Genomic DNA, 25,232 nt, shown 5'->3' on the forward strand with positions numbered 1-25,232 from the left:
GTCGTGTCATTTTTTCGATTGTGTCCAGTCACAGCCTCTCTCTATGTTATTAGCACTGCGTCGTCAAAGGCGCTGCAGACCAAAATCTCTTTTGAGATCGCCGCTTGGCGTTTGATGCTTGCACTAACCGTGTCTTCGGAACCGGCGCCGGTGGTTCACAGGCGCTGATCAAGTTGAATCAACAATAACGTGGGATGGGAACAAACATGATGTCTAAAAAAGCCGTTTTTAAAAAAACCATGCTGGCCTCGATCATCGGCGCGGCCTTTGCAGGCTCCGCGCTGGTGTCAACGGCGGCGAGCGCTGAAACGCTGCGTATCGGCTACGCCGCCGACCCGGAAACGCTGGATATTCACGAACAGCTCTCCGGCGGCATGCTGCGCTTCTCGCATCTATCCTTTGACCCGCTGGTACGCTGGACCAAGGATTTCCAGTTCGAGCCGCGCTTGGCCACTGAGTGGGAGCAGGTCGACGAGACCCACTTGCGCATGACGCTGCGTGAAGGCGTGACCTTCCACTCCGGCAACGAGTTCACGGCCAAGGACGTGGTCTGGACCATCGAGCGCCTCAAGGAGAGCCCGGACTACCGCGCGATCTTCGAGCCGGTAGAAAGCGCCGAGGCCATTGACGACTACACAGTCGAAATCACCACCGCCGAGCCCTACCCGCTGCTGCTCAACCTGGCCACCTACATCTTCCCGATGGACAGCGCCTTCTACACCGGCGAAACCGAAGACGGCAGCGACAAGTCCGAAATCGTTAAGGCAGGCGACTCATTTGCCTCACGCAATATCTCCGGTACTGGGCCTTTCGAAGTCACCAGCCGCCGTCAGGGCGTGCAGGTGGACTTCGAGCGCTTCGACGACTACTGGGACACCGAAAGCGAAGGCAACGTGTCCGAGATCATTTTGACGCCGATCTCCGAGAACGCCTCTCGCGTGGCCGCCCTGCTCTCCGGCGGCGTGGATTTCATCGACGCCGTGCCGCCCAACGATCTTGATCGCGTGCGCGAGGCGCAGAACATCAATCTGATCGAGGTGCCCGGTACGCGCATCATCGGCTTCCAGCTCAACGAAGAGCGGGTCGAAGCGTTCCAGGACGCGCGCGTGCGCCAGGCCGTTGACCTGGCCATCAACCAGGAAGGCATCGCCGATCGGTTGATGCGCGGCTTCGCCACCCCCGCCGGTCAGCTCTCTGCCGAGGGCTACGTCGGCCACAACCCGGAGCTGGTGCCGCGCTACGATATCGAACGCGCTCAGGAACTGATGGCAGAAGCCGGCTATGAAGATGGCTTCACCATCGACATGATCGCGCCGAACAACCGCTACGTGAACGATGCCCAGATCGCCCAGGCTGTCGCCAACATGCTTTCGCGTATCAACATCACCGTAAACCTTCGCACGATGCCGCTGGCCCAGTATTGGCCGGAGTACGACGAGCGCGGCTCGGACATGGCGATGGTCGGCTGGCACTCGGATACCGAAGATACCGCCAACCTGTTCCAGTACCTGACCTTCTGCCCGAATGAAGAGACCGGCGCCGGCCAGTACAACTACGGCGGCTACTGCAACGAAGAGATCGACGCGCTGGTGACCGAAGCCGACAGCGAAACCGACTTGGAAAAACGCGCCGAGATGCTGCAAGAAGCCGAAGCCATGCTTTATGAAGACGTGGGCTACATCACGCTTCACTGGCAGAACCTGGCCTACGCCGCCGCCGACGGTGTCGACATCGAGCCGGTCGTCAACGCGATCGACTTCCCCTACCTTGGCGATCTGGTCATCACCCGGTAACTCACGGGATCGTAAGGCCCTTCAAGCTCGACGTTTTAGCATGGATGCTTCGCTCCCCACTTGGTGGGGAGCGAAGCGTTGCGTTGGGCTTTATCCGGCATTGACCAACGATCTTGTTGCCAGCGGCCTTTTTGCCAACGATCTTCCTGCCAACGTATACACAGGTGGCGTACGCCATGATTGCATTTCTCATCAAGCGGCTGATGCACGCGGTACTGGTGATGTTCGTCATCAGCGTGCTGGCCTTCGCCATTCAGGACAACCTGGGCGACCCGGTACAACAGCTGGTGGGCCAGTCGGTCCCCGAAAGCGAGCGCGAGGCGCTGCGCGAGCGTTTGGGGCTCAACGACCCCTTCCTCGTGCAGTACGCGCGTTTTGCCACCAACGCGCTTCAGGGTGACTTCGGCCAATCCTATTTCTACCGCGAGCCGGCGCTGGAGGTCATCGCACGCCACTTGCCGGCAACGCTGGAGCTGGTGTTCGCCGCCACGCTGATCATCGTCGTGCTGTCGGTGCCGATCGGGGTGTACAGCGCGATAAAGCCCCGCTCGCTCGTGTCCCGTTTTTTCATGGGCGTGTCGATCATCGGCATTTCGGTCCCGGTCTTTTTGACCGCGATCGTGTTGATCCAGATCTTTTCGATCGGCATCACCATCACGCTCTTTCCAGAGCAAACGGCCTGGGGGGCCTGGCTCAACGGAGTGCTCTCGACCTCGGGCAACATGCCCTCCTTCGGGCGCGGGTATGATCTCGTCCACGTGGTCGGCCACTGGGACACCAACCTGGCAAGCCTGAGCGGCTTACAGCACTTGGTGCTGCCCGCCATCTCGCTCGCCTCGATCATGCTGCCGCTGTTCATTCGCCTGATTCGCGCCGAGATGATGGAAGTGCTGCAGTCCGAGTACGTGAAGTACGCCCGCGCCAAGGGCATTTCGATGCGCCGCATCTATTTCGTTCACGCGCTCAAGAACACCATGCTGCCGGTCATCACGGTCGGCGGCGTGCAGATCGGCACGATGGTCGCCTACACCATCCTGACCGAAACCGTTTTCCAATGGCCCGGCATGGGACTGATGTTCCTGGAAGCGATCAACCGGGCCGACATTCCGCTGATCGTCAGCTACCTGATGATCGTCGGCGTCATTTTCGTGGTAACGAACACCATCGTGGATTTGATCTACGGCTTCGTTAACCCCACCGTCAAACTGACAGGTAAGCCCGCATGAGTGCCACGACCGCCCCAAGCCGCTGGGAGCGCCTGCGCGACTCCTATCTGTGGTACAGCTTCAAGCGCGACCGCACCGCCCAGCTGTGCCTTTTCGTTTTCATCTGCCTGGTGATCGCCGCCTTCGCCGCGCCGCTGATTGCCCCGACCGATCCTTATGATCTTCGCCAGATCAACATTCTCGACTCGGAACTGCCGCCGTTCTGGATCGACGGCTTCGACGATCGCTACACCCTGGGCACCGACGCCCAGGGGCGCGATCTCTGGTCGATCATTCTTTACGGCACCCGCGTGTCGCTGTTGATCGGCTTCGGCGCGGTGATCCTGCAGGCGTTGATCGGCGTTACGTTCGGCTTAATGGCCGGCTACCTCGGTGGGCGCGTCGACGCGCTATTGATGCGCCTGGCCGATATCCAGCTATCGTTTTCGACGCTTATGGTGGCCATCGTGGTCGGCGCGGTGGTCAAGGCGACCATGGGCAGCGCCTTTTACAGCCAGTACGCGGTGATCATGCTGATTTTGATCATCGGCTTGGCCGAGTGGCCGCAGTACGCGCGCACCGTGCGCGCCTCGGTACTGGCCGAGCGGAGCAAGGAGTACGTCGACGCCGCACGGGTTATGGGCCTGAAGAGCCGGCGCATCATGTTTCGCCACGTGCTGCCCAATACGCTGTCGCCGATTTTCGTCATCTCCACCGTACAGATCGCCAACGCCATCATCTCCGAGGCGGCGCTGTCGTTTCTGGGCCTTGGCATGCCGGAGACCCATCCGTCGCTTGGCTCGCTGATCAAGGCCGGGTTCGACTATATCCAGTCCGGCTCCTGGTGGATCACGCTGATTCCAGGGGCGGTGCTGGTCGTGCTGGTGCTCTCGATCAATCTGCTCGGTGACTGGCTGCGCGATGTCATGAACCCACGACTCTACAAGGGGTGAGACCACCATGGCACTACTCGAAGTTTCAGGACTCGACGTGCGCTTTGCGCTGCGCCAAGGCGAAGTACGCGCGCTGCGCGACGTCAGCTTCACCCTGGACCGGGGCGAGCGCCTCGGCATCGTCGGCGAATCCGGCGCAGGTAAATCCGTAGCGGCCTTCTCGCTTTTGAACCTGATCGCCAAACCCGGCTTCATTGCCGGCGGTAGCGTGACGTTCGAAGGCCAGACGCTCAACACCATGTCCGAGCGCGCGCTGAGGCGCGTGCGCGGCCACCGCATCTCGATGATCTTCCAGGATCCGATGATGACGCTCAACCCGGTGCTCTCGATCGGCGAGCAGATGGTGGAGTGTCTGAAAGCGCACCGGCGGATCTCCAGCAAGGCGGCCCGCGCCATTGCGCTGGACAAGCTCCAGCAGGTGCAGATCCCATCGCCGGAAAAACGCCTGGATCAATATCCGCACGAGCTCTCCGGCGGTATGCGCCAGCGCATCATCATCGCCATTGCCCTGCTGCTCGACCCGGACATCATCATCGCCGACGAGCCCACCACGGCACTCGATGTCACCATTCAGGCCGAAATCATGGCGCTGCTGCTCGATCTGTGCGAGCAGCACAACGTCGGTTTGATCCTGATCACCCATGATCTGGGCGTGGTCAGCCAGGTCACTCAGCGCATGCTGGTGATGTACGCCGGGCGAGTGATCGAGCAGGGCCCGACCCGCGAAATCATCAACGACCCGCAGCACCCCTACACGCAAGGTCTGATCAACGCTTTGCCGCAAATGGCCACGCCCGGCGAGAAGCTCAACCAGATCCGCGGCAGCATGCCCTCGCTTTCCAATTTGCCCAGCGGCTGCGCCTTTCATCCGCGCTGCGACTTTCGCATTCGACCAAACGGTGAGCCGCGTGCGGCGTGTGTTGAGCAGGTGCCCGGCTTCGTCGATACCGGCAACTGCCGGGTGGCCTGCCACATGGTGGCGGAAATGCTCGAAGACCGCCGGCTGAAGGAGGAAACCCCATGAGCATCGAGGCGACCCACGTAGCACCGACCGAGAACGTCATCGCAAGCGATGCGCCAGCGACTGAGCGCGGCGATGCGCTGCTTGAAATTCGCGATCTCAAAAAGCGCTTCTCGCTTTCCGGCGATTTTCTCGATCAGCTGCGCTTCAAGAAAGGCAGGCTCGTTCGCCATCAGGAGCACGTGCACGCGATCAACGGGGTCAATCTCGACATTCAACGCGGCGAGGCGCTTTGCGTGGTGGGCGAGTCCGGCTGCGGCAAGTCGACGGTGGCACGAACCGTTATGGGGTTATTAAGCCCCTCGGAAGGCGAAATACGCTATGACGGTCAGCGTATCGACGATTTGAGCGCGCGAAAGCTTCTGCCCTATCGCAAGCGCATGCAAATGATCTTTCAAAACCCTTACGCCTCGCTCAACCCGCGCATGACCATCCAGCAAACCCTGGAAGAGCCGCTGCGCTTTCACCACCCGGAGTGGGACCGAGCCAAGGTGGCCGACAAGGTCGAAACCGTTATGCGCTCGGTGGGCATCGACCCGGACTGGGGCAAGCGCTTTGGCCACGAGTTCTCCGGCGGTCAGCGCCAGCGCATCGCCATCGCCCGCGCCTTGGCGGTCGACCCGGAGTTCATCGTGGCCGACGAGCCGATCTCCGCCCTCGATGTCTCCATCCAGGCTCAGGTGTTGAACCTTCTGATGGACGCTCAGCGCGAACGCAACCTGACCTATCTGTTCATCACCCACGACCTGGCGGTCGTCGAGCATTTCGGCACCCGAGTGGCGGTGATGTACCTGGGCACGGTGTGCGAAATCGCGACCACTGCTACGCTATTCGACAAGCCGCGCCACCCCTACACCCAAGCGCTGTTATCGGCCATACCGCGGCTCAAGGATGATCGCCCGCAGCATATTCGCCTTTCCGGCGAGGTACCGACGCCGGTGAATTTGCCCAGCGGCTGCGTGTTCCACGGGCGCTGCCCCCACGCCAACGCACGCTGCAAGGCGGAGATCCCGCTGCTGCAAACCCAGCCTGACGGCACGCGGGTGGCCTGTCACGGCGTCGAAGAGGGCCGACTGTGACGCCGCGCCACCCGTCCGGCGCCGCTTTTTCATTACGATGGGGTAAGGCATGGAAATCCGCTGGCTAGAAGACTTTATCGCCCTGGCCAGAACCCGGCACTTCTCGCGGGCGGCGGACGAGCAGCATGTCACCCAGCCGACCTTTTCCCGACGCATCAAGCTGCTGGAAGAGGAGATGGGCGCGACGCTGATCAACCGCCAGACGCTGCCGCTGTCGCTTACCCCCGCCGGTGAGGAGTTTCTGACGCTTTGCGAGCAGATCACCGATCGCGTGCGCCTGACCCGCGATCGGGTACAGGAGATCAGTGCCGGCGAGCAGCGCCGCATCATGCTGGCCGCCCCGCAAAGTCTTTTGTCTCGCTTCGTGCCGCAGTGGCTCGAGGAGCTTGGCTGGCAGCATCAGGTCCAGCCTTACCTGCGGGCGACGGGCTGGGCGGCCAGCGACTACTTCCAGGCACTGGGCCGCGCCGAGTGCGATCTGGCGATCTGCTACTGGCCGACCGGGCGCTTTGATCCGGACATCGACACCAGCGCCTGCGTTTACCGGGTTATCGGCGCCGAGCGGCTGATTCCCGTCGTCGCGGCAAGCCTTGCAAGCGACCCCGGCGCCCGGCTGCCTGGAAGCCCCACCAAACCGGTGCGCTGGCTTGCCTATCCCAAGCGCAGCCTGCTGGGCGGGGCGATCAAGGCGCACCTGGCAAGGCTTTCGCACAGCAGCTATCTAAGCGCCCAAAGCGACAATCTTTTTGCCGCGAACATCAAGGAGCTCGTGCTTCTGGGCTATGGTATGGGGTGGCTGCCCGAGCGAAACGTCAGCGCCGAGCTTCAAAGCGGCGCGCTGGTGCGCGCCGGTGACCCCCATTTCGATGTGCCGATGGAGCTACGCCTGTACCGCCATCAGAAAAAACATCACGCCGAGCTGGAGAGGCTCTGGAGCGAGCTGCCCGTGCTTCACGTTTAAAAGGGATGACCATGTCAGAGACACTTTTTGCCTTACAGCTAGCGCATTTGAAACGCCTGGATCGCGCCTACGCCGCGATTCTCGAACGCGAGGGCCTCGAGAGCGTGGCCATCTATAGCGGCCACAGCGCCCCCTTCTTCGCCGATGACCATGCGCCCGCTTTTCAGGCTTATGGACATTTCATGCACTGGGTCGGCTTAGCCGGGGCCGAACGCAGCTGGGTCGTTATCACGCCAGGGCAAAAGCCCCAGCTGCTGCTCTACGCCCCAAGCGATTTCTGGCATCTAACGACGACCCTGCCGGAGGAGCCCTGGATCGAAGCCTTCGATATCACGCTCTGCAAGGAGCCCACCGCCCCCACGCTTTCGTCCAACGCGGCGGTGATCGGCGACGTCGAGCGACTGGACGCGCACCAGCAAAAGGCGCTGTCCGCGGCGCAGTTTATGCCCGAGACGCTGATCACCGCGCTCGACGAGCTGCGCGTGATCAAAAGCGACTACGAACTCGCCTGCCTGCGTGAAGCGAATCGCCTGGCCAAGGCGGGCCATCAGGCGGCCAAGGCGGCGTTCATTGGCGTTGGCGCCGAACTCGATATTCAGCTTGCCTATCTGGGCGCGAGCCGTCAGCGCGAGTCCATGGTGCCCTATCAAAATATCGTCGGTTTGAACGGCCACGCCGGCGTGCTGCACTATCAACACTACGACCTGACCCCACCCAGGAACAGGCACAGCCTACTTGTAGATGCGGGCCATCGCTTTCGCGGCTACTGCGCCGATATCACCCGCACCCACGTTGGCCCGGATGCCCCGGAAACCTTCGCCGCACTGGTCGTGGCGCTGCACGGGCTCAAAAACGAGCTGGTGCAAAGCGTTGGACCCAATGTCGAGTTTTTGACGCTGCATGAACAGATGCACCGGCGCCTGGCGAACATTCTGGTGAGCTTCGATCTTTACAAGGACAGCGCCGAAAGCGCGGTCGAACTCGGCGTCACCCGCGCCTTCTGCCCTCACGGGCTTGGCCACCTGCTGGGCCTGCAGGTGCACGACGTGGCGGGTCTTAAAACCGAAGACGGTGCCCCTTTACCCGCCCCAAAAGAGCACCCGGCGCTGCGCCTGACCCGCACGCTCAAACCCGGCATGGTCGTCACTATCGAACCCGGGCTCTACTTCATTCCCATGCTGCTGGCTCCGCTCAAGGAGCGGGAACTAGCCATCAACTGGCCGCTGGTGGACTCGCTGATCAACTGCGGCGGCATTCGGGTCGAAGACAACGTTGTGGTCACCGAATCGGGCTTCGAGAATCTAACGCCTTGAAGCAGGCGCCCTGAAGCAGAGAGCGAGGCAATCCGCCGGCTAAATTCCAAACAGCCGGCGGCTGTTGTCGCGGATGGTCTCAAGGATCTCTTGCGGCGACTCCTCGCGAATCTCGCAAAGGCTTTGCCATACGTGGCGAATACGCTCGGGTCGATTGGGTTCGCCCTGGAACCCTTGAACCGGCATGTCCGGCGAATCCGTTTCCAGCAGTAATGTCGAGAGCGGCAGCCGCGCAAGCGTACGCCGCGTTTTGGTCGCGCGCTCATAGGTCATGGTGCCACCTACGCCAATATAGTAGCCCGCCTCGATGAATGCGCGGGCCTGCTGCAGGCTTCCGGCAAAGCCGTGCACCACGCCGGTTTTCGGTAGGTTCAATCGCCGCAAGTGCATGGCGAGCTTATCGTGGGTGCGCCGCGAATGCAGGATCACCGGAAGCTCGAACCGGCGGGCCAGTTTGAGCTGAGCGTCGAGCAGCGCTTCCTGTTTTTCGAACTGTGGATCGTCGATAAAGAGATCCAGCCCGATCTCGCCGATCGCCACCAGCTTTCCCGGGCGTTTTTCGAGCCACGCCTCGAGCTGAATCAGGTGCTCCTCTTTGAACTCACTGATGGCCATGGGGTGAATCCCAAGCGCGGCATGAATAGACTCAAACCGCTCGGCCAGCGCCATGACGCCGTCAAAGCGCCCTGCCGTGACGCCAACCGCAATGATTTTTTCGACACCGGCATCGAATGCCCGCGCCAGACTTTGCTCCTCGTCGCCAAAAAATGGAGGAAAATCGAAGTGGCAGTGGGTATCAACAAAGCCTGTAGTCATGCCGGCGCTCCTCCAGGATGTTTATTGGCCATAGTAGATCGGTGGATACGCTTATACAAAAACGCCCGGCTTTCGCCGGGCGTTCACGCTCATCGATCGAAAATCGATCACGACACTTTAGAAGCGCAGGGTAACACCGCCGCCAATGGTGACCGGCTCCATTTCTACATTACCGATGGTGTCGCCGTTGACGCGATAGTCGGAGTCGACGTCAGCGTAGTTGGCAAAACCGTTGAGCATGACGTTATCGGTAACCGCCAGATCGATACCGACCTGAGCCGCCGCGCCGTAGCTGTCCTTGATTTCGACATCGCTCGGTACGCCGGAGAAACGGGTGTAGTTCAAGCCCGCGCCCACGTAGGGCTGTACTTTGGACGCGTAGCCGCCCAGCGGGTAGTAGTTGACCATCAAGTTGACCGGCAGGCGATCGGTAGTGCCTACATCGCCCAGGGCACCGGTGTTCAACTGATGCTCAAACTTCTCGGAACCGTTGAGCTCGATACCCACATTGTTGGTGAACAGGTAGCCCAAACCGTAGGTGAAACCGCTCTCGTTTTGAACATTCAGCGAGTCGCCCGCAAGGCTACCGTTGCTGGAACCGGTATCGGTTTTAGCGTAACCGCCGCGAACGAAGACGTCACCCGCCTGGTTGGCAATCGCTGCCTGGCTTGCCAACAGAACGCTTGCAGAAATTACGGCAGCTGAAATTACTTTAACTTTGCTCATCACGGTCATCCTTTAAGTTTGCCAGTGGCTCAATTTGCCAATAACCATACCGTTGCCTCCGGCTTACTTATACAATATATACTAATCGAACAGTGTTTCCAAATGATCAGTGCAAGTCTTTTATAATATTTTTATCTAATCACCGCTGTTTTGTAGGCACAAAAAAAGGTCCCCCGAAGGGGACCCAGGTGGAGCACGCCAGCTCACTCGGTGTGTTGCTCGTTTGAGCAACGTAGCAATGAAGGGAGAATCGGTAAGTCAGGTGATTCTATTCGGTTGCTTCTTGCTGACTTATATTGCGACTAGTGTGCCATTATTTTTAAATTCAATTAAAATCAATAATATATATAAAATCATCGTGCCACCTCACACTGACGCTGCGTTTATTGCCTTTTTAGGTGCACCATCAGCGCGCAAACAAAACGGCTTTTGCATCATCGCGTTGCACTAAAGTCGTATTTGGTTGAAAAAATCACTAATGCTTCAGCGACTTGCCGCGCTGTCAGGATCAGCGCTACGTAGTGGGGATGCTTTGTGTCAGGCCATGCGTCACGTAAACTGATTCGCTATCGTTTCTTGACCCGCTTTCAATTCGGCCTTTTAAGGAGCCTTCATGGCGTTCGATTCCACCACCTTCTACATCGCGACCGAGGCGCTCAAGCAGGCGGTCAATGCAGCCATTACTCTCGAGCGCCCGCTATTGATCAAAGGCGAACCCGGCACGGGAAAAACGCTGCTGGCCGAAGAGCTCGCCCGCTCGCTCGATACCGAGCTTTTGACTTGGCATATCAAGTCGACCACCAAGGCAGCTCAAGGCCTCTACGAATACGATGCGGTCAGCCGGCTGCGTGACTCGCAGCTAGGGGTCGAGGGCGTCGAGAACGTTGCCAACTACATACGCCCCGGCAAGCTATGGGAGGCGTTCACGGCGGACAAGCGCGTAGTGCTCTTGATCGATGAAATCGACAAGGCGGACATCGAGTTCCCCAACGACCTGCTCCAGGAGCTGGATCGCATGGAGTTCTTCGTTTACGAAACCGGTGAAACCGTGCGCGCCCAGCACCGACCGATCATCATCATTACCTCGAACAACGAAAAAGAGCTGCCGGATGCGTTTTTGCGCCGCTGCTTTTTCCACTACATCGACTTTCCCGACCGCGACACTCTACAGGCGATCGTCGATGTTCACTTTCCCGATATCGCCCCACGGCTCGTTTCCGAGGCGCTCAACGTCTTCTTCGAGCTGCGCGAGGCGCCGGGGCTCAAGAAAAAGCCCTCGACCTCGGAGCTGGTCGATTGGCTGAAGCTCTTGATGAGCGACGAACTCTCGCAAGAAGCGCTTTATAACCGCGACCCCAGTAAAGCCCTACCGCCCATGGCCGGCGCGCTGATCAAAAACGAGCAGGATACTCACCTGCTGGAGCGCCTCGCGTTCATGATGCGCCGTCAAAAAGGGCCGGGGCGTTAAGCCATGTTCATCGGCCTGTTTGAAACGTTGAAGCGTGCCGGCGTGCCGGTATCGCTACGCGAGCTTCTCGATGTGCACGCCGCCCTCGAGCGCGGCGTGGTGTTCGCCGACATGGAGAGTTTCTACCACGTCGCGCGCACGGTGATGGTCAAGGACGAGCGCTATTTCGATCGCTTCGATCGCGCCTTCGCCGCCTGGTTCGAAGGCCTTGAAAACGTGGAGGCCGGCATCGAGGCGCTGATTCCGGATGAGTGGCTACGCCGCGAATTCGAGAAGCAGCTCTCTGCGGAAGAAAAAGCCAAAATCGAGTCGCTGGGCGGGCTCGAGGCGCTGATCGAGACCTTCAAAAAGCGCTTGGAAGAACAAAAAGAGCGCCACGCCGGCGGCAACAAGTGGATCGGCACCGGCGGTACCAGCCCGTTCGGGGCCTACGGCTACAACCCGGAGGGCATTCGCATCGGCCAGGATGGCTCACGCCACCGCCGCGCCACCAAGGTGTGGGACGAGCGCCGCTTTCGCGATTACGACGATAGCCTTGAACTCGGCACGCGCAACATCAAGATGGCGCTACGCCGGCTCAGAAAATTCGCTCGCCAGGGCGCCCGCTCGGAGTTCGATATTCAGGGCACCATTCGGGAAACCGCCCGCGACGCAGGGCTTTTGAACGTGCAGATGCGCCCGGAGCGCCACAACGCCGTCAAGATTCTGCTGTTTTTGGACGTGGGCGGGTCGATGGACGACCACGTGCGCGCATGCGAGGAGCTCTTCTCCGCGGCGCGCTCGGAGTTCAAGCATCTGGAATACTTTTACTTTCACAACTGCGTTTACGAAGGCGTCTGGAAGAACAATCGCCGCCGCGGCAGCGAACGTATTCCGACGCTGGAGCTTCTGCGCACTTATGGGTCGGACTATCAGGTCGTGGTGGTGGGCGATGCGGCGATGTCGCCTTACGAGATCACCCACCCGGGAGGGAGCGTCGAGCACTTCAATGAGGAGCCGGGAGGCGTTTGGCTCGAACGTTTGACCCGGCATTTCCCGAAACTCGTGTGGCTCAACCCGGCCCTACCGCGCACCTGGGAGTACACCTACTCGACGAAGCTGATTCAGGAGATCATCGAGGATCGCATGTACCCGATGACCGTCGAAGGGCTCGAGGCGGCCATGCGCGAGCTTTCGTGAATGTGCTTTTTATAGTGAGTGTGCTTTTTATAGTGAGTGTGCTTTCTATACGAGCAAAGGCCAGGCTCGAATGACGTTAAAGCGCGCTCGGCGCGCGCTCGAGGCCTTCCAGGAAGTCACGCTTGGCCGCCTCGAACGCTTTCGAGTCGTGCTTGAAGCGGCGCAGTATCCGGTCGTGATCCAGCGTCAGGGTCGGCGAAATTTCCTCGAAACGAGCCGCCGGGTGGCGGGCGTTAAGACCGATCCGCTCGCCGTTTTCGCCGTCGAACCAGCGCTTGAGACCGCACCCCTGATAAAACGCCACCTGCGATGGCTCACTCACTTCGACCTTGAGCGGCACGTTGAGGCTAAGCTCGCTGATCAGCCGCGCTTTTGCGCCCTCGCGCTGCTCCCAGGCCAGGCTCAGCGTCATGCCTTCGCCCTTCTCGTCGAGCACCAGTAGCGCCAGCGCCAGAATCTCGCCGCCACTGCCCGTACCGGCAATCAGCCTTGCGGCCTCCTGCTCGAACAGCACGTTTTGGGTGCCGGTGAAGACCACCAGCGGGGTTAGCCCCGCCTGCTGGCCGTATGCTTCGGCGCATAGCTTGGCAAGGCACGCGCAGCGCTCGCGGGGCTCTTTAATCTGGACAACCTTCATTGTGCTCTCTCGTCGTGCTTTTTTGACCAACCTCGGCGCGCGTGAAGCGCGCTCGAAGCCCGCAAGCCTAGAGTAAACCGCGCCCGGGTGCCAGAGCGATCACGCACAGCAGGCGCTAATGTGCCAGGCTGATCACACAGAACGACACCCTACCCCAGGCCGACAAGGAGAGCCCGTGCCTCAGTTCATCAACGACCCGACCCTGCCCAAGCCCGATTTTCCCGGAAGCCACATGGTGGTGGACGATCACTACGTTTTCATTTCCGGGCTCACCATTGCCGATATCGTCGAAGAAGATCAGGTGGTCGATGACGTCGCCAAGGAGACGCACCGCATCATGCGTGAGCTCGAGCGTATGCTGCGCCAGGAAGAGCTAGAGTGGCGCGACGTGGTTCGCGTCGATATTCACCTGACCGACCTTGGCGAGATCAGCAAACTCGACAGCGTCTACGCCGAGTTTTTCGAAGCGGGTCAGTACCCGGCGCGCACCTGCACCGAGGCGAGCCGCCTGTGCAAGGGCAGCAACGTGGAGATCACTCTGATGGCAAGCCGTAGCCGGCGCTCACAAAGTGAAGGCAAGCCGCAGCCCGATTCGGATACCGGCCCGGAATAACCTCTTTTCTCTTCCAGGCGCCTTCGAGCCTAGCCTGTGCTCGAAGGCGCGCTTTCGAGTATTCCCACTATTCGCTCGATATCCAGATGCGCTTCCAGCGTATCCGCCAGCCGCTCCAGCTCGCGCTCGCGGTGGGCGCTATAGTCGACCGCGCTGCTTGTTTGCAGCCCCAGCCGCGCGAGCAGCGCCTGACACGCCTCGGCGCCGTCGAATACGCCGTGCAGATAAGTACCCAGTACCTGGCCATCTTCGCTTACGGCACCATCGACGTGGCTTCCCAGATCGAACAGCGCGCGCTTTAACGCGGCGCCGTGACTGACGCCGTTATGGATCTCGTAGCCGCTCACGCGCACGCCCTCCTCAATCATGGTGCCCTCCACGTTTCGAAGCTGCTTGCCTTTAACCATGGTAGTAGTGAGCGCCAAAAGACCAAGCCCAGGTACGCGCCCGGCGGGCCCTTCGAGCCCCTCCGGGTCCTCGACCCACTCACCGAGCATCTGAAAACCGCCGCAGATACCCAGCACGCGCCCGCCATAACGAAGATGGCGCGCAATCGCCGCCTCCCAGCCGTTTCGCTTGAGCCAGCCAAGGTCGCTTAGCGTACTCTTGCTGCCGGGCAGGATGATGGCGTCTGCCGGTGGAATCGGCTCGCCTTCCTGAACGAAGCTCAACGTGACCTGCGGGTGCAGTCGCAATGCATCGAAGTCGGTGTGGTTGCTGATGCGGGGAAGCCTTGGCACCACGACCTTCAGCGTGTGGGCGCTTTTGTCGGCCTGAACCCCGGCAATGGCGTCCTCGGCGTCGAGCAGGTGGCCCTTGAGGTAGGGCAGCGTGCCGAATACCGGCTTGCCGGTGTGCTGTGTGAGCCAATCAAGGCCTGAGGTGAGCAGGCCGATATCGCCGCGAAAGCGATTGATGATGAAGCCTTGAGTGCGGGCCTGCTCGGAGGCGCTTAAAAGCGCCAGCGTGCCGACGAGCTGGGCGAACACGCCGCCGCGGTCGATGTCGCCCACCAGCAGCACCGGGCAGTCGATGGCCTCGGCGAAGCCCATATTGGCGATGTCGCCTTGGCGCAGGTTAATCTCGGCGGGGCTGCCCGCGCCCTCGGCGATGATCACGTCAAAGCGCGCGCTCAAATCTCGCCAAGCATCCAGAACGCTTTCCTGCGCGGTGCGCTTGAAGGCGTGGTAGTCGAGCGCGTCCATATGACCATGAACGCGGCCGCGCAGAATCACCTGTGCGCCGCGGTCACTTTCGGGCTTCAATAGCACCGGGTTCATGTCGCTGTGAGGCGCCACCCCTGCCGCTATCGCCTGCAGCGCGGTGGAACGGCCGATTTCGCCGTCATCTACAGTCACGGCGCTGTTGAGCGCCATGTTTTGCGGCTTGAAGGGGGCCACCGAAACGCCGCGGCGCGCCAGCACCCGGCAAAGCCCGGCCACCACCGTGCTCTTGCCCGCATCCGAGGTGGTGCCCTGAATCATCAGCGTGGCCATGCGCGCCCCTGGTTAAAAGGGCGAACTCTAGCGGCTGGCGGCCGGGCTGGCAATGACCAAGGTACCCGCCGCCGGGAGTGAATAGAGCGGCTTGGTACCTACCAGCTATAGCGGTAATTGACCACCGCCGCCGTATCGTTGGGCGCATCGGCATCGTGGCCAGGCTCGAGGGTATGCAGCACGTTCAACTGCCACTCGCTGCGCTCGCCGCCGGCGAAGGCGTAACCAAGCTCGATATCCACCTGACGCCCGGAAGGCGAAAGCGAGGCTTCGCGGGTTTCGCGCACCACGGTGCCGTCAAGGCGCCGGCCGACCGGCACATCGAAACTGGCATCCGCGCTTTCGATGCGCAGCGGCTGGCGAACGCTTAGCGCCAGCCGCTCGTCGGCACGCGCGCCCTGCCCTTGCCACTGCGCGCCCAACGCCATTTCACGCGCCACGACGTTATCGACGCTGGCGAGCAAACCGCTGCCACCGGCATCACCACGGGCCTGTTCGAATTCGGCGAATCCGCTGAAGCCGCGGCCCAGCGCCATTTGAAGCCCTACGCCGGCAAACGTCATGTGATTGTTTTCGCCGAGGCTCAGCGCGCCGGTGCCGTGAGCACCGAGTAGCCCTTCCTGCTCGCCCAGCCGGCCCACGTGGGTATCGATCGCAAGCGCCGGCGCCAGCTTAAACGAGATACCGATATCGGAGCGGTTCGAGCGGTAGCGGCTCTCCTGCTGATCTTCGACGACCCCGGCCCAGTGCGAGGCGCTAAGCTCGACCCGCTCGCCCAGCGCGTAGCGGGTTTGAACGCCGCTCACGCTATCAAGCCCTTGGGTCAGCGCCGAGCCGCCCTGAAAGGAGATCATCGGCATCATGCGGGACTCGGCGTAGCTACTCATCGGGCTTGCTTGGTCGCCCGCGAAGCGGTAAGCGCTGAAGCCGGCCGCACCGAAGCCGGTCGCACCGAAGTCGACATCGAAACGACTTGCCAGCGGTGTACCGGCGCTATCCGTACTCGCCGTGAATTGATAAGCGCCGCTGTCGATGAACTGCGTCTTCACCGCCTGAACCGACGCACTGGCAACGCGCTCCATGCTGGTACGCAGCTGATCATCGTGACTCTTGCGCCGCTGAGCATTGCCACTCATGTCGATCGCGTAGTCACGCCCTAACGCATCGAAGGCCGCCACGTTTTCGAGCGCATTGGTACTGGCGAGCGCGTCGCCATAAGCACCGGAGAGCTGGGCGAAGGAGGCGCTGGCAGACTCACCGCCGAGTGCCACGCTCTCGCCGCTGGCGACCACCAGCTCGCCGGCAGGCGCCAGCGCTGCGTCGATATCGGCGGCTCCCTGGCCTAAATAGAAGAAACCGCAGTTGCCGGTGCCTGAGGCGCCGCAGCTGTTTTGACCAAACAGAGCGCTGTCGCGGCTTGCGGTCTCCAACAGGCGCTGGCTCACCTGCTGCGCCGTCAGGTGAGGCCAGCGCGCGATGATCCCGGCGGCGTACTCCGCCACTCGGGGCGCCGAGATGGAAGTGCCTTGCGCCCCCACCTGACGATTGACGAAAGGCGCGGCCAGCGTGCGCGACTGTAACTGTGTATCGTCGCCTGGGTAGCTGCTCGCCGGGTGCAAATTACCCTGATCATCACTGCCTACAGCGATCAGCATCATGTTAAATAGGCCGGGTTGGCTAGCATAAATGGGGTTACCCCGCGTATCGATCGCCGCGCCGCTGTTACCGGCACTGACGACGTACACCGCCCCCTTGCCACCGTTTGCGTCAACCACGCGTTGATAGGACTCCGCTGACGAAACGCCATTGAAACTCAATCGCGGATCGCTGGCCTCTAAACGACGCGAATAGCTGGTGTTGATGACGCGGGCCCCGCGAAGCGCCGCCTCGCCGATGCCGTAATCCAGCGTGCTGCTGTAGGTCGTTCCGCTCGGATCTTCTACCTTGATCAGATCCAGCCGGGCGCTACCCAGGGTACCGCCGGAAATGGTCGATGCGACAACGTTACCGTGCCACTCATTGCCGCCACTCACCTCCTTGAGACCGGTATGCACGTTCAGGCTATCGATCACGACGTCGTTATTGATGATGCGATCGATATCGAAACCGCTATCGACAACGCCGACCCGCACACCGAAAGGTTCGATCAAAGGGCTTTGATCTGAAGGTGCGTCATTCGGAGGAGACTCCACGGGCAAACGACTGACCGGCGGCTTGTCGATTGGCGGCGGTTCTACCGGAAGAGGGTCAGGAGATGGCTCAATTGGCGCCGGCGAAGGCTCGGGCTGGTAAATGCCGGTCGAGGAGTCATCCGGGGCGCCGCCTCCCCCACCGCCGCCGGAGCTGCAGCCCACAAGTGAAACGGCGGAAAACGCAAGTGCGACCGCCACGACCAGCGAGCGGGGTTTGAACGGCGCGGCAGGAAAATAAACGTTCGAGGTTTTCATGGGAGCCCCCTTGAATGAGCGTAACGGCGAGCAGGACAACGTCCAACGCCGTACCGCGACCCCTGACGGACGTTAAACTCGCTTTTGATCCGCCCAATCTAGCCCATTTTTATTAGACCATTTAAAAGAGTTAAGCCTTTAAAACGGGACATTTCGTTCAATGATCAGAATCCATTTCATCGCCTATATAATCCCTTTTAATGAATAATCGTTTGGTCATTCAAGGCACTCTCATCAAGCGATAACGATCGCCTCACGGTCGGGCTTGCGCCGACCGCCGGGCAGACAAGTAGCGCGGTTAGGGCTAGGGTAATTGGCCCTTTATGCCATCGATTGCTCTACATGCAGACGCTTTTAAACGACATAACCGAGCAGCTCGCTCGTGAAACCGAGCGCGGCAAGGTCGCCGACTACATTCCCCAGCTTGCCGAGGTCGACCCGCACCAGTTCGGCATCAGCCTGGCCACGGTCGAGGGCGAGCGCTTCTCGGCCGGGTGCGCGGCCACCCCGTTCTCGATTCAGAGTATTTCGAAGGTGTTCACGCTCACCATGGGGCTTGGCAAGCTCGGTGACGGCCTATGGGCCAATGTCGGTCGTGAGCCCTCGGGGGATCCGTTCAACTCCATCGTCCAGCTCGAACACGAAGGCGGCAAGCCGCGTAATCCGTTCATCAATGCCGGCGCCATCGCCGTGGTGGACGCGATCATGATGGGGCACGAACCCCGTGAGACGCTCGCCGAGATTTTAAGCTTCGTACGCTATATCGCCGACGACACGAGTATCTGCTTTGATCGCCAGGTCGCCGCGTCTGAAATGGCGCACAAGGACCGCAACGCCTCGCTCGCCCACTTCATGAAGGCCTTTGGGCGCCTTCGCCACGATGTCGATAAGGTGCTGGGCACCTACTTTCACCAGTGCGCCATCGCCATGAGCTGCGAGCAGCTCGCTCACGCCGGTCTCTTTCTCGCTTCGAACGGGGTCAACAAGCCCAGCAACCTGCGGGTGGTATCACCCCAGCGGGCGCGTCGGATCAACTCGCTGATGATGATGTGCGGGCACTACGACGCCTCCGGCGAGTTTGCCTTTCGCGTGGGGCTTCCCGGTAAAAGCGGTGTGGGCGGCGGCATATTGGCTATCGCGCCGGGCCAAGGGTCACTTGCGGTTTGGTCGCCGGGGCTCGACGAGTACGGCAACAGCCTGCTCGGCGCCCGCGCGCTGGAGATGTTCGTCCAGCGCACCGGCTGGTCGGTGTTTGGGCATTAATTAAACCTTTCCCACTTTTTTCAAACTGACATCCAACCGACACGGCTTTGTCATCAAGCGCCGCTAGCCTCTGTGATCATCAAATGAGATCGATCTCATTTTTTCGACACAGGATGACCTATGGCGGATATAGCGAGCGTGGCAAAGCGTGCAGGGGTCTCCAGGGCCACCGCAGCGCGCGCCTTTTCGAACCCTGAAATGGTGCGAGAACAGACCCGCGAAAAGGTCATGGCCGCCGCCCGAGAGCTGCGCTTTCGGCCTAACGCCGTGGCGCGCCAGCTGCGCTCCCAAGCCACCCGAATGATCGGCGTCATGGTGCCGAGTCTCGACAACCCGGTGTTCGCTGAGCAACTTCAAGCGATGGAAGTAGCCGCTCGCGATCGTGGCTTTTCGCTTCTGGTCACCACTAGCGAGTACGATCCTGCCCGCGAGAGCGATATCGTCGAGTCGATGCTGCGCCAGCGGGTCGACGGGCTCGTATTGACCGTGGCGGATGCCGAGCAGAGCCCTCTGCTCGCCTCCCTGCGCCGTGAGTCCACACCCTGCCTGCTGGTCTACAACCCGGCGGGCACCAGCGGCTTTCCCTCGGTAGGCGTGGACAACCGCGCCGCCAGCGAAGCGGCCACCCGTCACTTGATCGATCTCGGCCACACCCGCATCGGCATGGTGGCCGGGCCGCTGCTGCAATCCGACCGCGCCCGCCAGCGCTTCGAGGGCTACTGCCAGGCGATGCAAAGCGCGAGGCTCACGCCGCGCGCCCTGGTCGAGATGCCGCGCCACACCCGGGCCGATCTCGCCCCGATCAAAAGCCTGCTGGAGGGCAGCTATGCTCTCACCGCGCTGATCGCCACCAACGACCTGCTCGCCATAAGCCTGATCGGCGAGCTCACTCGCGCCGGGTTCAAGGTCCCCGGTGACGTCTCCATCATGGGGTTCGACGGCATTGCCTTGGGCAAGCGCCTCTACCCCTCGCTTTGCACCATCGAGCAGCCCCGCGCCGACATCGGCCGCGAGGCCGTCAACGCCCTGCTCGCTCTACTCGAAGGCGAGCAACACGCGCCACCGCTTCTGCCCTACACCCTGCGCGACGGCGAAAGCGTGGCACCACCTGTCAAACGCACTTCCCCAAGCCAACGAGGTTCTCACCATGCGTAACATGCCCGCACGTCTTCTGCTCGCCACCGCCTTGGCGGGTGTTTCGAGCCTTGCCGCAGCGCAAGATGCCGGTACCGCTATCTGCTACAACTGCCCGCCGGAGTGGGCGGACTGGGGTACCCAGCTCGAGCTGATCGAGGAGAAAACCGGTATCCAAGTACCCCAGGACAACAAGAACTCCGGTCAGTCGCTGGCCCAGTTGGTCGCAGAAGCCGCCAGCCCGGTGGCGGACGTGGTCTACTATGGCGTCACCTTCGGCATTCAGGCCATGGACGCCGACGTGGTCGAGCCCTACCAGCCCGCTCACTGGGACGACATTCCAGAAGATCTCAAGGATCCGGAAGGCAACTGGTTCGCCATCCACTCGGGTACCCTTGGTTTCATGGTCAACGTCGACGCGCTCGATGGTGCGCCGGTGCCGACTTCCTGGAACGATCTGCTCGATCCTGCCTACCGCGGCATGGTGGGCTATCTCGACCCGGCTAGCGCCTTCGTGGGCTACGTTGGAGCCACCGCAGTCAATCTGGCGCTCGGCGGTGATCTCGAGGATTTCACCCCGGCAATCGACTACTTCAACGCGCTCTCCGACAACGACCCGATCGTGCCCAAGCAGACCAGCTACGCTCGCGTGCTTTCCGGCGAGATTCCGATCCTGTTGGACTACGACTTCAACGCCTACCGCGCTCGCTACAGCGATGGCGCCAACGTCGAGTTCGTGATTCCCGAAGAGGGCAGCATCGTGGTGCCCTACGTGATGAGCCTGGTCAAGAACGGACCCAACCCGGAAAACGGCCGCGACGTACTCGACTTCGTGCTTTCCGACGAGGGGCAGGCGGTGTGGGCCGAGGCCTACCTGCGCCCGGTACGCGAGGAGGCGATCTCCGACGAAGCGCGTCAGGTGTTCCTGCCCGACAGCGACTACGCTCGCGCAAGCGCGGTGGATTACGACGCCATGGCCCAAGCGCAACGCGACTTCTCTGAGCGGTATCTGTCGGAGGTTCGCTGATCATGTCCGCGACGCTCAAGCAGCCCTTCGGGGCTGCTTTACTCGATCGACATCGGCGCACCTCCCGCCGGGCACAGCTGATTACGTTAGTCGCGCTGGTGCCGGCGCTGACCATCTTCACGGCGTTCTGGCTGCTGCCGTTCTCGCGGCTTCTGCTGATGGGTGCGGAGGTGGATCGCGCCAGCGGCGTCAGCGCCTACCTGACCCTGCTGACCCATCGCCAGTACCTGATCAGCTTGGCGACCACCGTCACGCTTTCGCTGGCGGTGTCCGTTGCGGCAGTCGGGATTGCCGGCTTCGCCGGTTTCTTTTTGGCGCGCCACCGATTTGCGGGGCAATCGCTGCTGGTGGCCATCCTTACCTTCCCGCTCGCCTTTCCCGGCGTGGTAGTGGGTTTTCTAGTGATCATGCTTGGCGGGCGCCAGGGGGCGCTGGCGCAGACGAGTCTATGGCTGTTCGACGAGCGCTGGGTGTTCGCCTATTCGCTGTTCGGACTGTTCATCGGCTATCTCTACTTCTCGATCCCACGGGTCATCACCACCGTGATGGCGGCCTGCGATAACCTCGACCAGAGCCTAGAGGAGGCCGCGCGTTCACTCGGCGCCAGCCACTGGCGAGTAATGCGCGACGTGATCATTCCCGGCATCGCACCGGCACTGCTCTCGACAGGCGCGATATGCTTCGCCACCAGCATGGGCGCCTTCGGCACCGCCTTCACACTGGGCACGCGGCTGCCCATTTTGCCGCTGAACATCTACGGCGAATTCACTAACTACGCCAACTTCGCGATGGCGGCGGCGCTTTCGGTGGTGCTCGGACTGATCACCTGGGCGGCACTGGCGCTGGCGCGCAAGCTGGCGAGCAACGCCTTGGGAGCCTCGGTATGAGTCAGCGCCTGCGTTTTTCACTGCAGCTTGGGTTCACGCTGCTGGTGTGTCTTTTCATGATCGTGCCCATTGCCATGTCGGTTATGGCGGGGCTGACCGAGAACTACTTTCAGGGCTTGCAAAGCGGAGTGACGCTGCGCTGGGTAAGCGAGGTGTGGGCGCTCTACTCGGGTACCATCTGGCTTTCGATCAAACTAGCGATAGCGTGTTTGGTCATTACCACGTTGATAGGCGTGCCGGCGGCCTACGGGCTTCTGCGCAGTCGCCACCGCGTCGCCCACGCCATCGAAGAGCTTCTACTACTGCCAGTGGCGGTACCTGGGCTTGCCACGGCGCTAGCATTGCTGCTGGCCTACGGCAGCTACCGTGAATTTCGCGCCAGTTGGCTATTCATTCTGATCGGCCACGTGCTGTTCACGCTGCCGTTCATGGTGCGCGCGGTGCACTCGGTCATGCACACCGCCCGCTTGCCACTTCTCGAAGAAGCCGCGGCGAGTCTTGGGGCGAGCCCTTGGCAGCGCTTTTTCGGCGTAGTAGTGCCCAACTGTGCCAGCGGCATTCTGGCCGGCGCCTTGATGGTGGTCACGCTTTCGATCGGCGAGTTCAATATCACCTGGATGCTGCACACCCCGCTCACCAAGACCCTGCCGGTCGGGCTTGCCGACAGTTACGCCTCGATGCGCCTGGAAGTGGGCTCTGCCTACACGCTGGTCTTTCTGCTCATGATCGTGCCGCTTCTGGTGATGATCCAGTGGGCCGGAAAGCTGACCGGCCCGCGCCGCTGACCCCTATTCCTCTATTTGAAAACGTTGCAGAGAGCGATCATGTCAAACTCCTCGAGTATCACGCTGACCCAGTGCAGCCGCACCTTCGCTGGCGGCCATGTTGCCCTGAAGCCGCTCGACCTTCACGTCAAGGCGGGCGAGACCCTGGTGCTTCTGGGCCCCTCGGGCTGCGGCAAGACTACCACGCTCAGAATCATCAGCGGGTTGGAGCGCCCGGACCCGGGCGGCCGGGTGCAGTTCGGCGAGCGTGACGTCACCGACCTACCCATTGAGAAGCGCGATGTGGGCATGGTGTTTCAAAACTACGCGCTGTTTCCCAACATGAATGTGGCCGACAACATCACCTACGGGCTTCGCATTCAGAAGGTTACGCGTGCCGAGATCGACCGTCGCTTGGCCGAAGTGTTGGAGATGGTGGATTTGAAAGGCTATGCCGAGCGTTCAATCAGTGCGCTTTCCGGGGGACAGAAGCAGCGCGTGGCGCTGGCCCGGGCCATTGCCGTACGCCCCCGTGTGCTGCTTTTCGACGAGCCGCTGGCCGCCCTCGACGCCAAGCTGCGCGACCGGCTGCGCTTGGAGATCGGTTCGCTGCTGCGCGAGTTGGGTATCACTGCGGTGTACGTGACTCACGACCAGGACGAAGCGATGGCGCTGGGTGATCGCATCGCCGTGATGCAGGAGGGGCGCATCGCCCAGCTTGGTACCCCACGCGAGATTTACCACCATCCGGCCAACGCCTTCGTGGCCGACTTCATCGGCGCGGTCAACCGCCTCGAGGTTCAAGCGCAGGCGTCAGATGGGGCATTTTGTGTGCCCGGCGGCACGCTGGACGCTCCGCACCTGGGCAAGGCCGCCACTCTCTACTGCCGCCCGGAGGACATCCAGGTGGTGCCTCTCGAGAAAGCCCAGCTCAAGGGCCGCATCATGGAGAGCGTCTTTCTAGGCCAGGCGCAGCAGTTGGCGGTAAATACCGGCGGCGATACGACGCTATCGGTGCGCGTTTCGTCACGCCAAACCTGGCCAACGGGGAGCGAGATCGGGCTAATGATTCCCGCGCAGGCACTGTTTCAGCCCTCGGCCAGCGGAGCAAGCGCGCATGGATAAGCCCTTTTTGATCGCCCAGATCACCGACCCGCATATCAAGGCCTTCGGCAAGCTCTCCTACCGTCAGGTGGATACGGCGCGCGCCTTAACGCAGGCGATCGACACGCTAAATGCGCTGACGCCGTGCCCGGATCTGGTGCTTATCAGCGGCGACCTGGTCGATTTCGGCCATCCCGAGGAGTACGCCACGTTCATGCGATTGACCGAGGCGCTAACGCTGCCCTTCTACGTCATCCCCGGCAACCACGACCACCGCGACAACCTGCGCAATGCGCTCAAAAGCCACCGCTATCTGTTTCAGCACCCCGAGTATCTGCACTGGGTGGTGGATGACTACCCCATCCGCCTGATTGGTCTGGATACGCTGGTACCCAATAAGCCCCACGGCGAGCTCGATGCCGCAAGCCTTGCGTGGCTGGAGGCTACTTTGGCAAAGCGCCCGGAAGCGCCGACGCTGGTAATGCTACATCACCACCCGTTTGTAAGCGGTATCGACCACATGGACCGCCAGCCGCTGCTCGATGCCGGGTCGCTCGAAGCGGTGATCGAGCGCCATCCGCAAATCGAGCGCGTGCTGTGCGGGCATCTTCATCGCAGCTTGCAAGCGCGCTTTGGCGGCACCCTAGCGCTTAGCTGCCCTGGAGTGTCTCACCAAGTGAGCCTGGATCTAAGCGCCGGCGGTCCGGCACACTTTCAGCTCGAGCCGCCGGGTTATCTGCTGCACGCTTACACCCCGCAAAGCGGGCTGATCACCCATCAGGGCTTCATCGAACGCTACCCAGGCCCCTACCCGTTCTTCGACGTTAATGGGCTGATCGATTGAGCAGCGCCTCGTACACCGCCAGGTCACTTTCCGAGAAACAGCAAAACGTGACCGACTCGACCGTCGAGTTTTCACTTAGCGCCGCCTTAACTGTTTCTACCGCGATCTCGGCGGCTTTCTCGATGGGAAAGCGGTAAATTCCGGTGCTAATGCTGGGAAAGGCGATGGAGCGGGCGTCGACGGATTCGGCGAGTTCCATCGCGCGGCGGTAGCAGCCGGCGAGTTTCTCGGCCTCACCGCGTTGTCCGCCGTTCCACACCGGGCCGACGGCGTGAATCACGTAGCGGGAGGGAAGCGCGAAGCCGTCGGTGAGCTTGGCGTCGCCGGTTTCACAGCCGCCGAGTGTGCGACACGCCTCCTTGAGTTCGCGCCCGGCGGCGCGATGAATCGCGCCGTCCACCCCGCCGCCGCCCAGCAGCGACTGGTTGGCGGCGTTGACGATCGCATCGACCCCGAGCGTGGTGATATCGGCCTGAATCGCATCAATTTTCATAGCGTACTC

23 protein-coding genes are annotated in these 25,232 nt (G+C 61.4%); 17 read left to right on the plus strand and 6 right to left on the minus strand.

What is annotated here, in order from left to right:
• Nucleotides 1–206 precede the first annotated feature (206 nt).
• The 7 genes from MQW23_RS16550 (at nt 207) to pepQ (ending at nt 8,325) form a co-directional block, all read left to right on the plus strand.
• Nucleotides 207–1,793 (plus strand): ABC transporter substrate-binding protein, encoded by a 1,587-nt coding sequence (locus MQW23_RS16550; RefSeq protein ID WP_252109311.1) that lies wholly within the window; start codon nt 207–209, stop codon nt 1,791–1,793.
• Between the two features lie 176 nt (nt 1,794–1,969).
• Nucleotides 1,970–3,019: an ABC transporter permease gene (locus MQW23_RS16555; RefSeq protein WP_252109312.1), complete on the plus strand. Its 1,050-nt coding sequence runs from the start codon at nt 1,970–1,972 to the stop codon at nt 3,017–3,019.
• On the plus strand, nt 3,016–3,951 hold the full coding sequence (locus MQW23_RS16560; RefSeq protein ID WP_252109313.1) for an ABC transporter permease: 936 nt from the start codon (nt 3,016–3,018) through the stop codon (nt 3,949–3,951). The genes MQW23_RS16555 and MQW23_RS16560 overlap by 4 nt, the downstream gene beginning before the upstream one ends.
• A gap of 7 nt (nt 3,952–3,958) precedes the next feature.
• Nucleotides 3,959–4,975, plus strand: a complete 1,017-nt coding sequence (locus MQW23_RS16565; RefSeq protein WP_252109314.1) for an ABC transporter ATP-binding protein — start codon at nt 3,959–3,961, stop codon at nt 4,973–4,975.
• Nucleotides 4,972–6,051, plus strand: a complete 1,080-nt coding sequence (locus MQW23_RS16570) for an ABC transporter ATP-binding protein (protein WP_252109315.1) — start codon at nt 4,972–4,974, stop codon at nt 6,049–6,051. Before MQW23_RS16565 ends, MQW23_RS16570 begins: the two co-directional genes overlap by 4 nt.
• A gap of 49 nt (nt 6,052–6,100) precedes the next feature.
• The gene (locus MQW23_RS16575; protein ID WP_252109316.1) at nt 6,101–7,012 is read left to right on the plus strand and encodes a LysR family transcriptional regulator; all 912 of its coding nucleotides are present in this window, start codon (nt 6,101–6,103) and stop codon (nt 7,010–7,012) included.
• 11 nt (nt 7,013–7,023) lie between these two features.
• Nucleotides 7,024–8,325: a Xaa-Pro dipeptidase gene (gene pepQ / locus MQW23_RS16580; protein ID WP_252109317.1), complete on the plus strand. Its 1,302-nt coding sequence runs from the start codon at nt 7,024–7,026 to the stop codon at nt 8,323–8,325.
• Between the two features lie 39 nt (nt 8,326–8,364).
• Here the strand turns inward: pepQ and MQW23_RS16585 are convergent, their stop codons facing one another.
• Together MQW23_RS16585 and MQW23_RS16590 are read right to left on the minus strand one after the other, a co-directional pair.
• Complete coding sequence (locus MQW23_RS16585) at nt 8,365–9,141, minus strand: TatD family hydrolase (RefSeq protein ID WP_252109318.1); 777 nt, start codon at nt 9,139–9,141, stop codon at nt 8,365–8,367.
• 117 nt (nt 9,142–9,258) lie between these two features.
• Nucleotides 9,259–9,867 carry an OmpW/AlkL family protein gene (locus MQW23_RS16590; protein ID WP_252109319.1) on the minus strand — a complete coding sequence of 203 codons (609 nt, stop codon included), beginning with the start codon at nt 9,865–9,867 and terminating at the stop codon, nt 9,259–9,261.
• A gap of 613 nt (nt 9,868–10,480) precedes the next feature.
• On the opposite strand from MQW23_RS16590, the gene MQW23_RS16595 reads away from it, so the two are divergent.
• Both MQW23_RS16595 and MQW23_RS16600 read left to right on the plus strand, forming a co-directional pair.
• Entirely contained in the window at nt 10,481–11,335 is an 855-nt protein-coding gene (locus tag MQW23_RS16595) for an AAA family ATPase (protein ID WP_252109320.1), read from the plus strand.
• 3 nt (nt 11,336–11,338) lie between these two features.
• The gene (locus MQW23_RS16600; RefSeq protein WP_252109321.1) at nt 11,339–12,514 is read left to right on the plus strand and encodes a vWA domain-containing protein; all 1,176 of its coding nucleotides are present in this window, start codon (nt 11,339–11,341) and stop codon (nt 12,512–12,514) included.
• Between the two features lie 76 nt (nt 12,515–12,590).
• Here the strand turns inward: MQW23_RS16600 and MQW23_RS16605 are convergent, their stop codons facing one another.
• Nucleotides 12,591–13,151 carry a hypothetical protein gene (locus MQW23_RS16605; RefSeq protein WP_252109322.1) on the minus strand — a complete coding sequence of 187 codons (561 nt, stop codon included), beginning with the start codon at nt 13,149–13,151 and terminating at the stop codon, nt 12,591–12,593.
• A gap of 175 nt (nt 13,152–13,326) precedes the next feature.
• Between MQW23_RS16605 and MQW23_RS16610 the strand changes: the two genes are divergently transcribed.
• Nucleotides 13,327–13,764 (plus strand): RidA family protein, encoded by a 438-nt coding sequence (locus MQW23_RS16610; protein WP_252109325.1) that lies wholly within the window; start codon nt 13,327–13,329, stop codon nt 13,762–13,764.
• A 29-nt stretch (nt 13,765–13,793) separates the two neighbouring features.
• On the opposite strand, the gene MQW23_RS16615 is transcribed toward MQW23_RS16610, so the two are convergent.
• A complete protein-coding gene (locus tag MQW23_RS16615; RefSeq protein WP_252109326.1) occupies nt 13,794–15,260 on the minus strand; it encodes a cobyric acid synthase in 1,467 nt (488 codons plus the stop codon).
• Nucleotides 15,261–15,358: 98 nt separating this feature from the next.
• On the minus strand, nt 15,359–17,707 hold the full coding sequence (locus tag MQW23_RS16620) for a S8 family peptidase (RefSeq protein WP_252109327.1): 2,349 nt from the start codon (nt 17,705–17,707) through the stop codon (nt 15,359–15,361).
• A 342-nt stretch (nt 17,708–18,049) separates the two neighbouring features.
• Here MQW23_RS16620 and MQW23_RS16625 point away from each other — a divergent pair, with 342 nt between their 5' ends.
• The 7 genes from MQW23_RS16625 (at nt 18,050) to MQW23_RS16655 (ending at nt 24,730) form a co-directional block, all read left to right on the plus strand.
• Complete coding sequence (locus MQW23_RS16625) at nt 18,050–18,970, plus strand: glutaminase (RefSeq protein WP_252109328.1); 921 nt, start codon at nt 18,050–18,052, stop codon at nt 18,968–18,970.
• A 120-nt stretch (nt 18,971–19,090) separates the two neighbouring features.
• Complete coding sequence (locus MQW23_RS16630; RefSeq protein ID WP_252109329.1) at nt 19,091–20,125, plus strand: LacI family DNA-binding transcriptional regulator; 1,035 nt, start codon at nt 19,091–19,093, stop codon at nt 20,123–20,125.
• Nucleotides 20,118–21,131, plus strand: coding sequence for an ABC transporter substrate-binding protein (locus tag MQW23_RS16635; RefSeq protein ID WP_252109330.1), 1,014 nt, complete (start codon nt 20,118–20,120; stop codon nt 21,129–21,131). Before MQW23_RS16630 ends, MQW23_RS16635 begins: the two co-directional genes overlap by 8 nt.
• A 2-nt stretch (nt 21,132–21,133) precedes the next feature.
• Entirely contained in the window at nt 21,134–22,018 is an 885-nt protein-coding gene (locus tag MQW23_RS16640; RefSeq protein WP_252109331.1) for an ABC transporter permease, read from the plus strand.
• Nucleotides 22,015–22,803 (plus strand): ABC transporter permease, encoded by a 789-nt coding sequence (locus tag MQW23_RS16645; protein WP_252109332.1) that lies wholly within the window; start codon nt 22,015–22,017, stop codon nt 22,801–22,803. The genes MQW23_RS16640 and MQW23_RS16645 overlap by 4 nt, the downstream gene beginning before the upstream one ends.
• 39 nt (nt 22,804–22,842) lie before the next feature.
• Nucleotides 22,843–23,907, plus strand: coding sequence for an ABC transporter ATP-binding protein (locus MQW23_RS16650; protein ID WP_252109333.1), 1,065 nt, complete (start codon nt 22,843–22,845; stop codon nt 23,905–23,907).
• Nucleotides 23,900–24,730 (plus strand): phosphodiesterase, encoded by an 831-nt coding sequence (locus MQW23_RS16655; RefSeq protein WP_252109334.1) that lies wholly within the window; start codon nt 23,900–23,902, stop codon nt 24,728–24,730. The genes MQW23_RS16650 and MQW23_RS16655 overlap by 8 nt, the downstream gene beginning before the upstream one ends.
• On the opposite strand, the gene MQW23_RS16660 is transcribed toward MQW23_RS16655, so the two are convergent.
• A complete protein-coding gene (locus tag MQW23_RS16660; RefSeq protein ID WP_252109335.1) occupies nt 24,711–25,223 on the minus strand; it encodes an O-acetyl-ADP-ribose deacetylase in 513 nt (170 codons plus the stop codon). The genes MQW23_RS16655 and MQW23_RS16660 overlap by 20 nt on opposite strands.
• Nucleotides 25,224–25,232: the final 9 nt, after the last annotated feature.

The sequence above is a fragment of the Halomonas sp. S3-1-1 genome (assembly GCF_023757625.1).
In the GTDB taxonomy this organism is placed as follows: Bacteria; Pseudomonadota; Gammaproteobacteria; order Pseudomonadales; family Halomonadaceae; genus Vreelandella.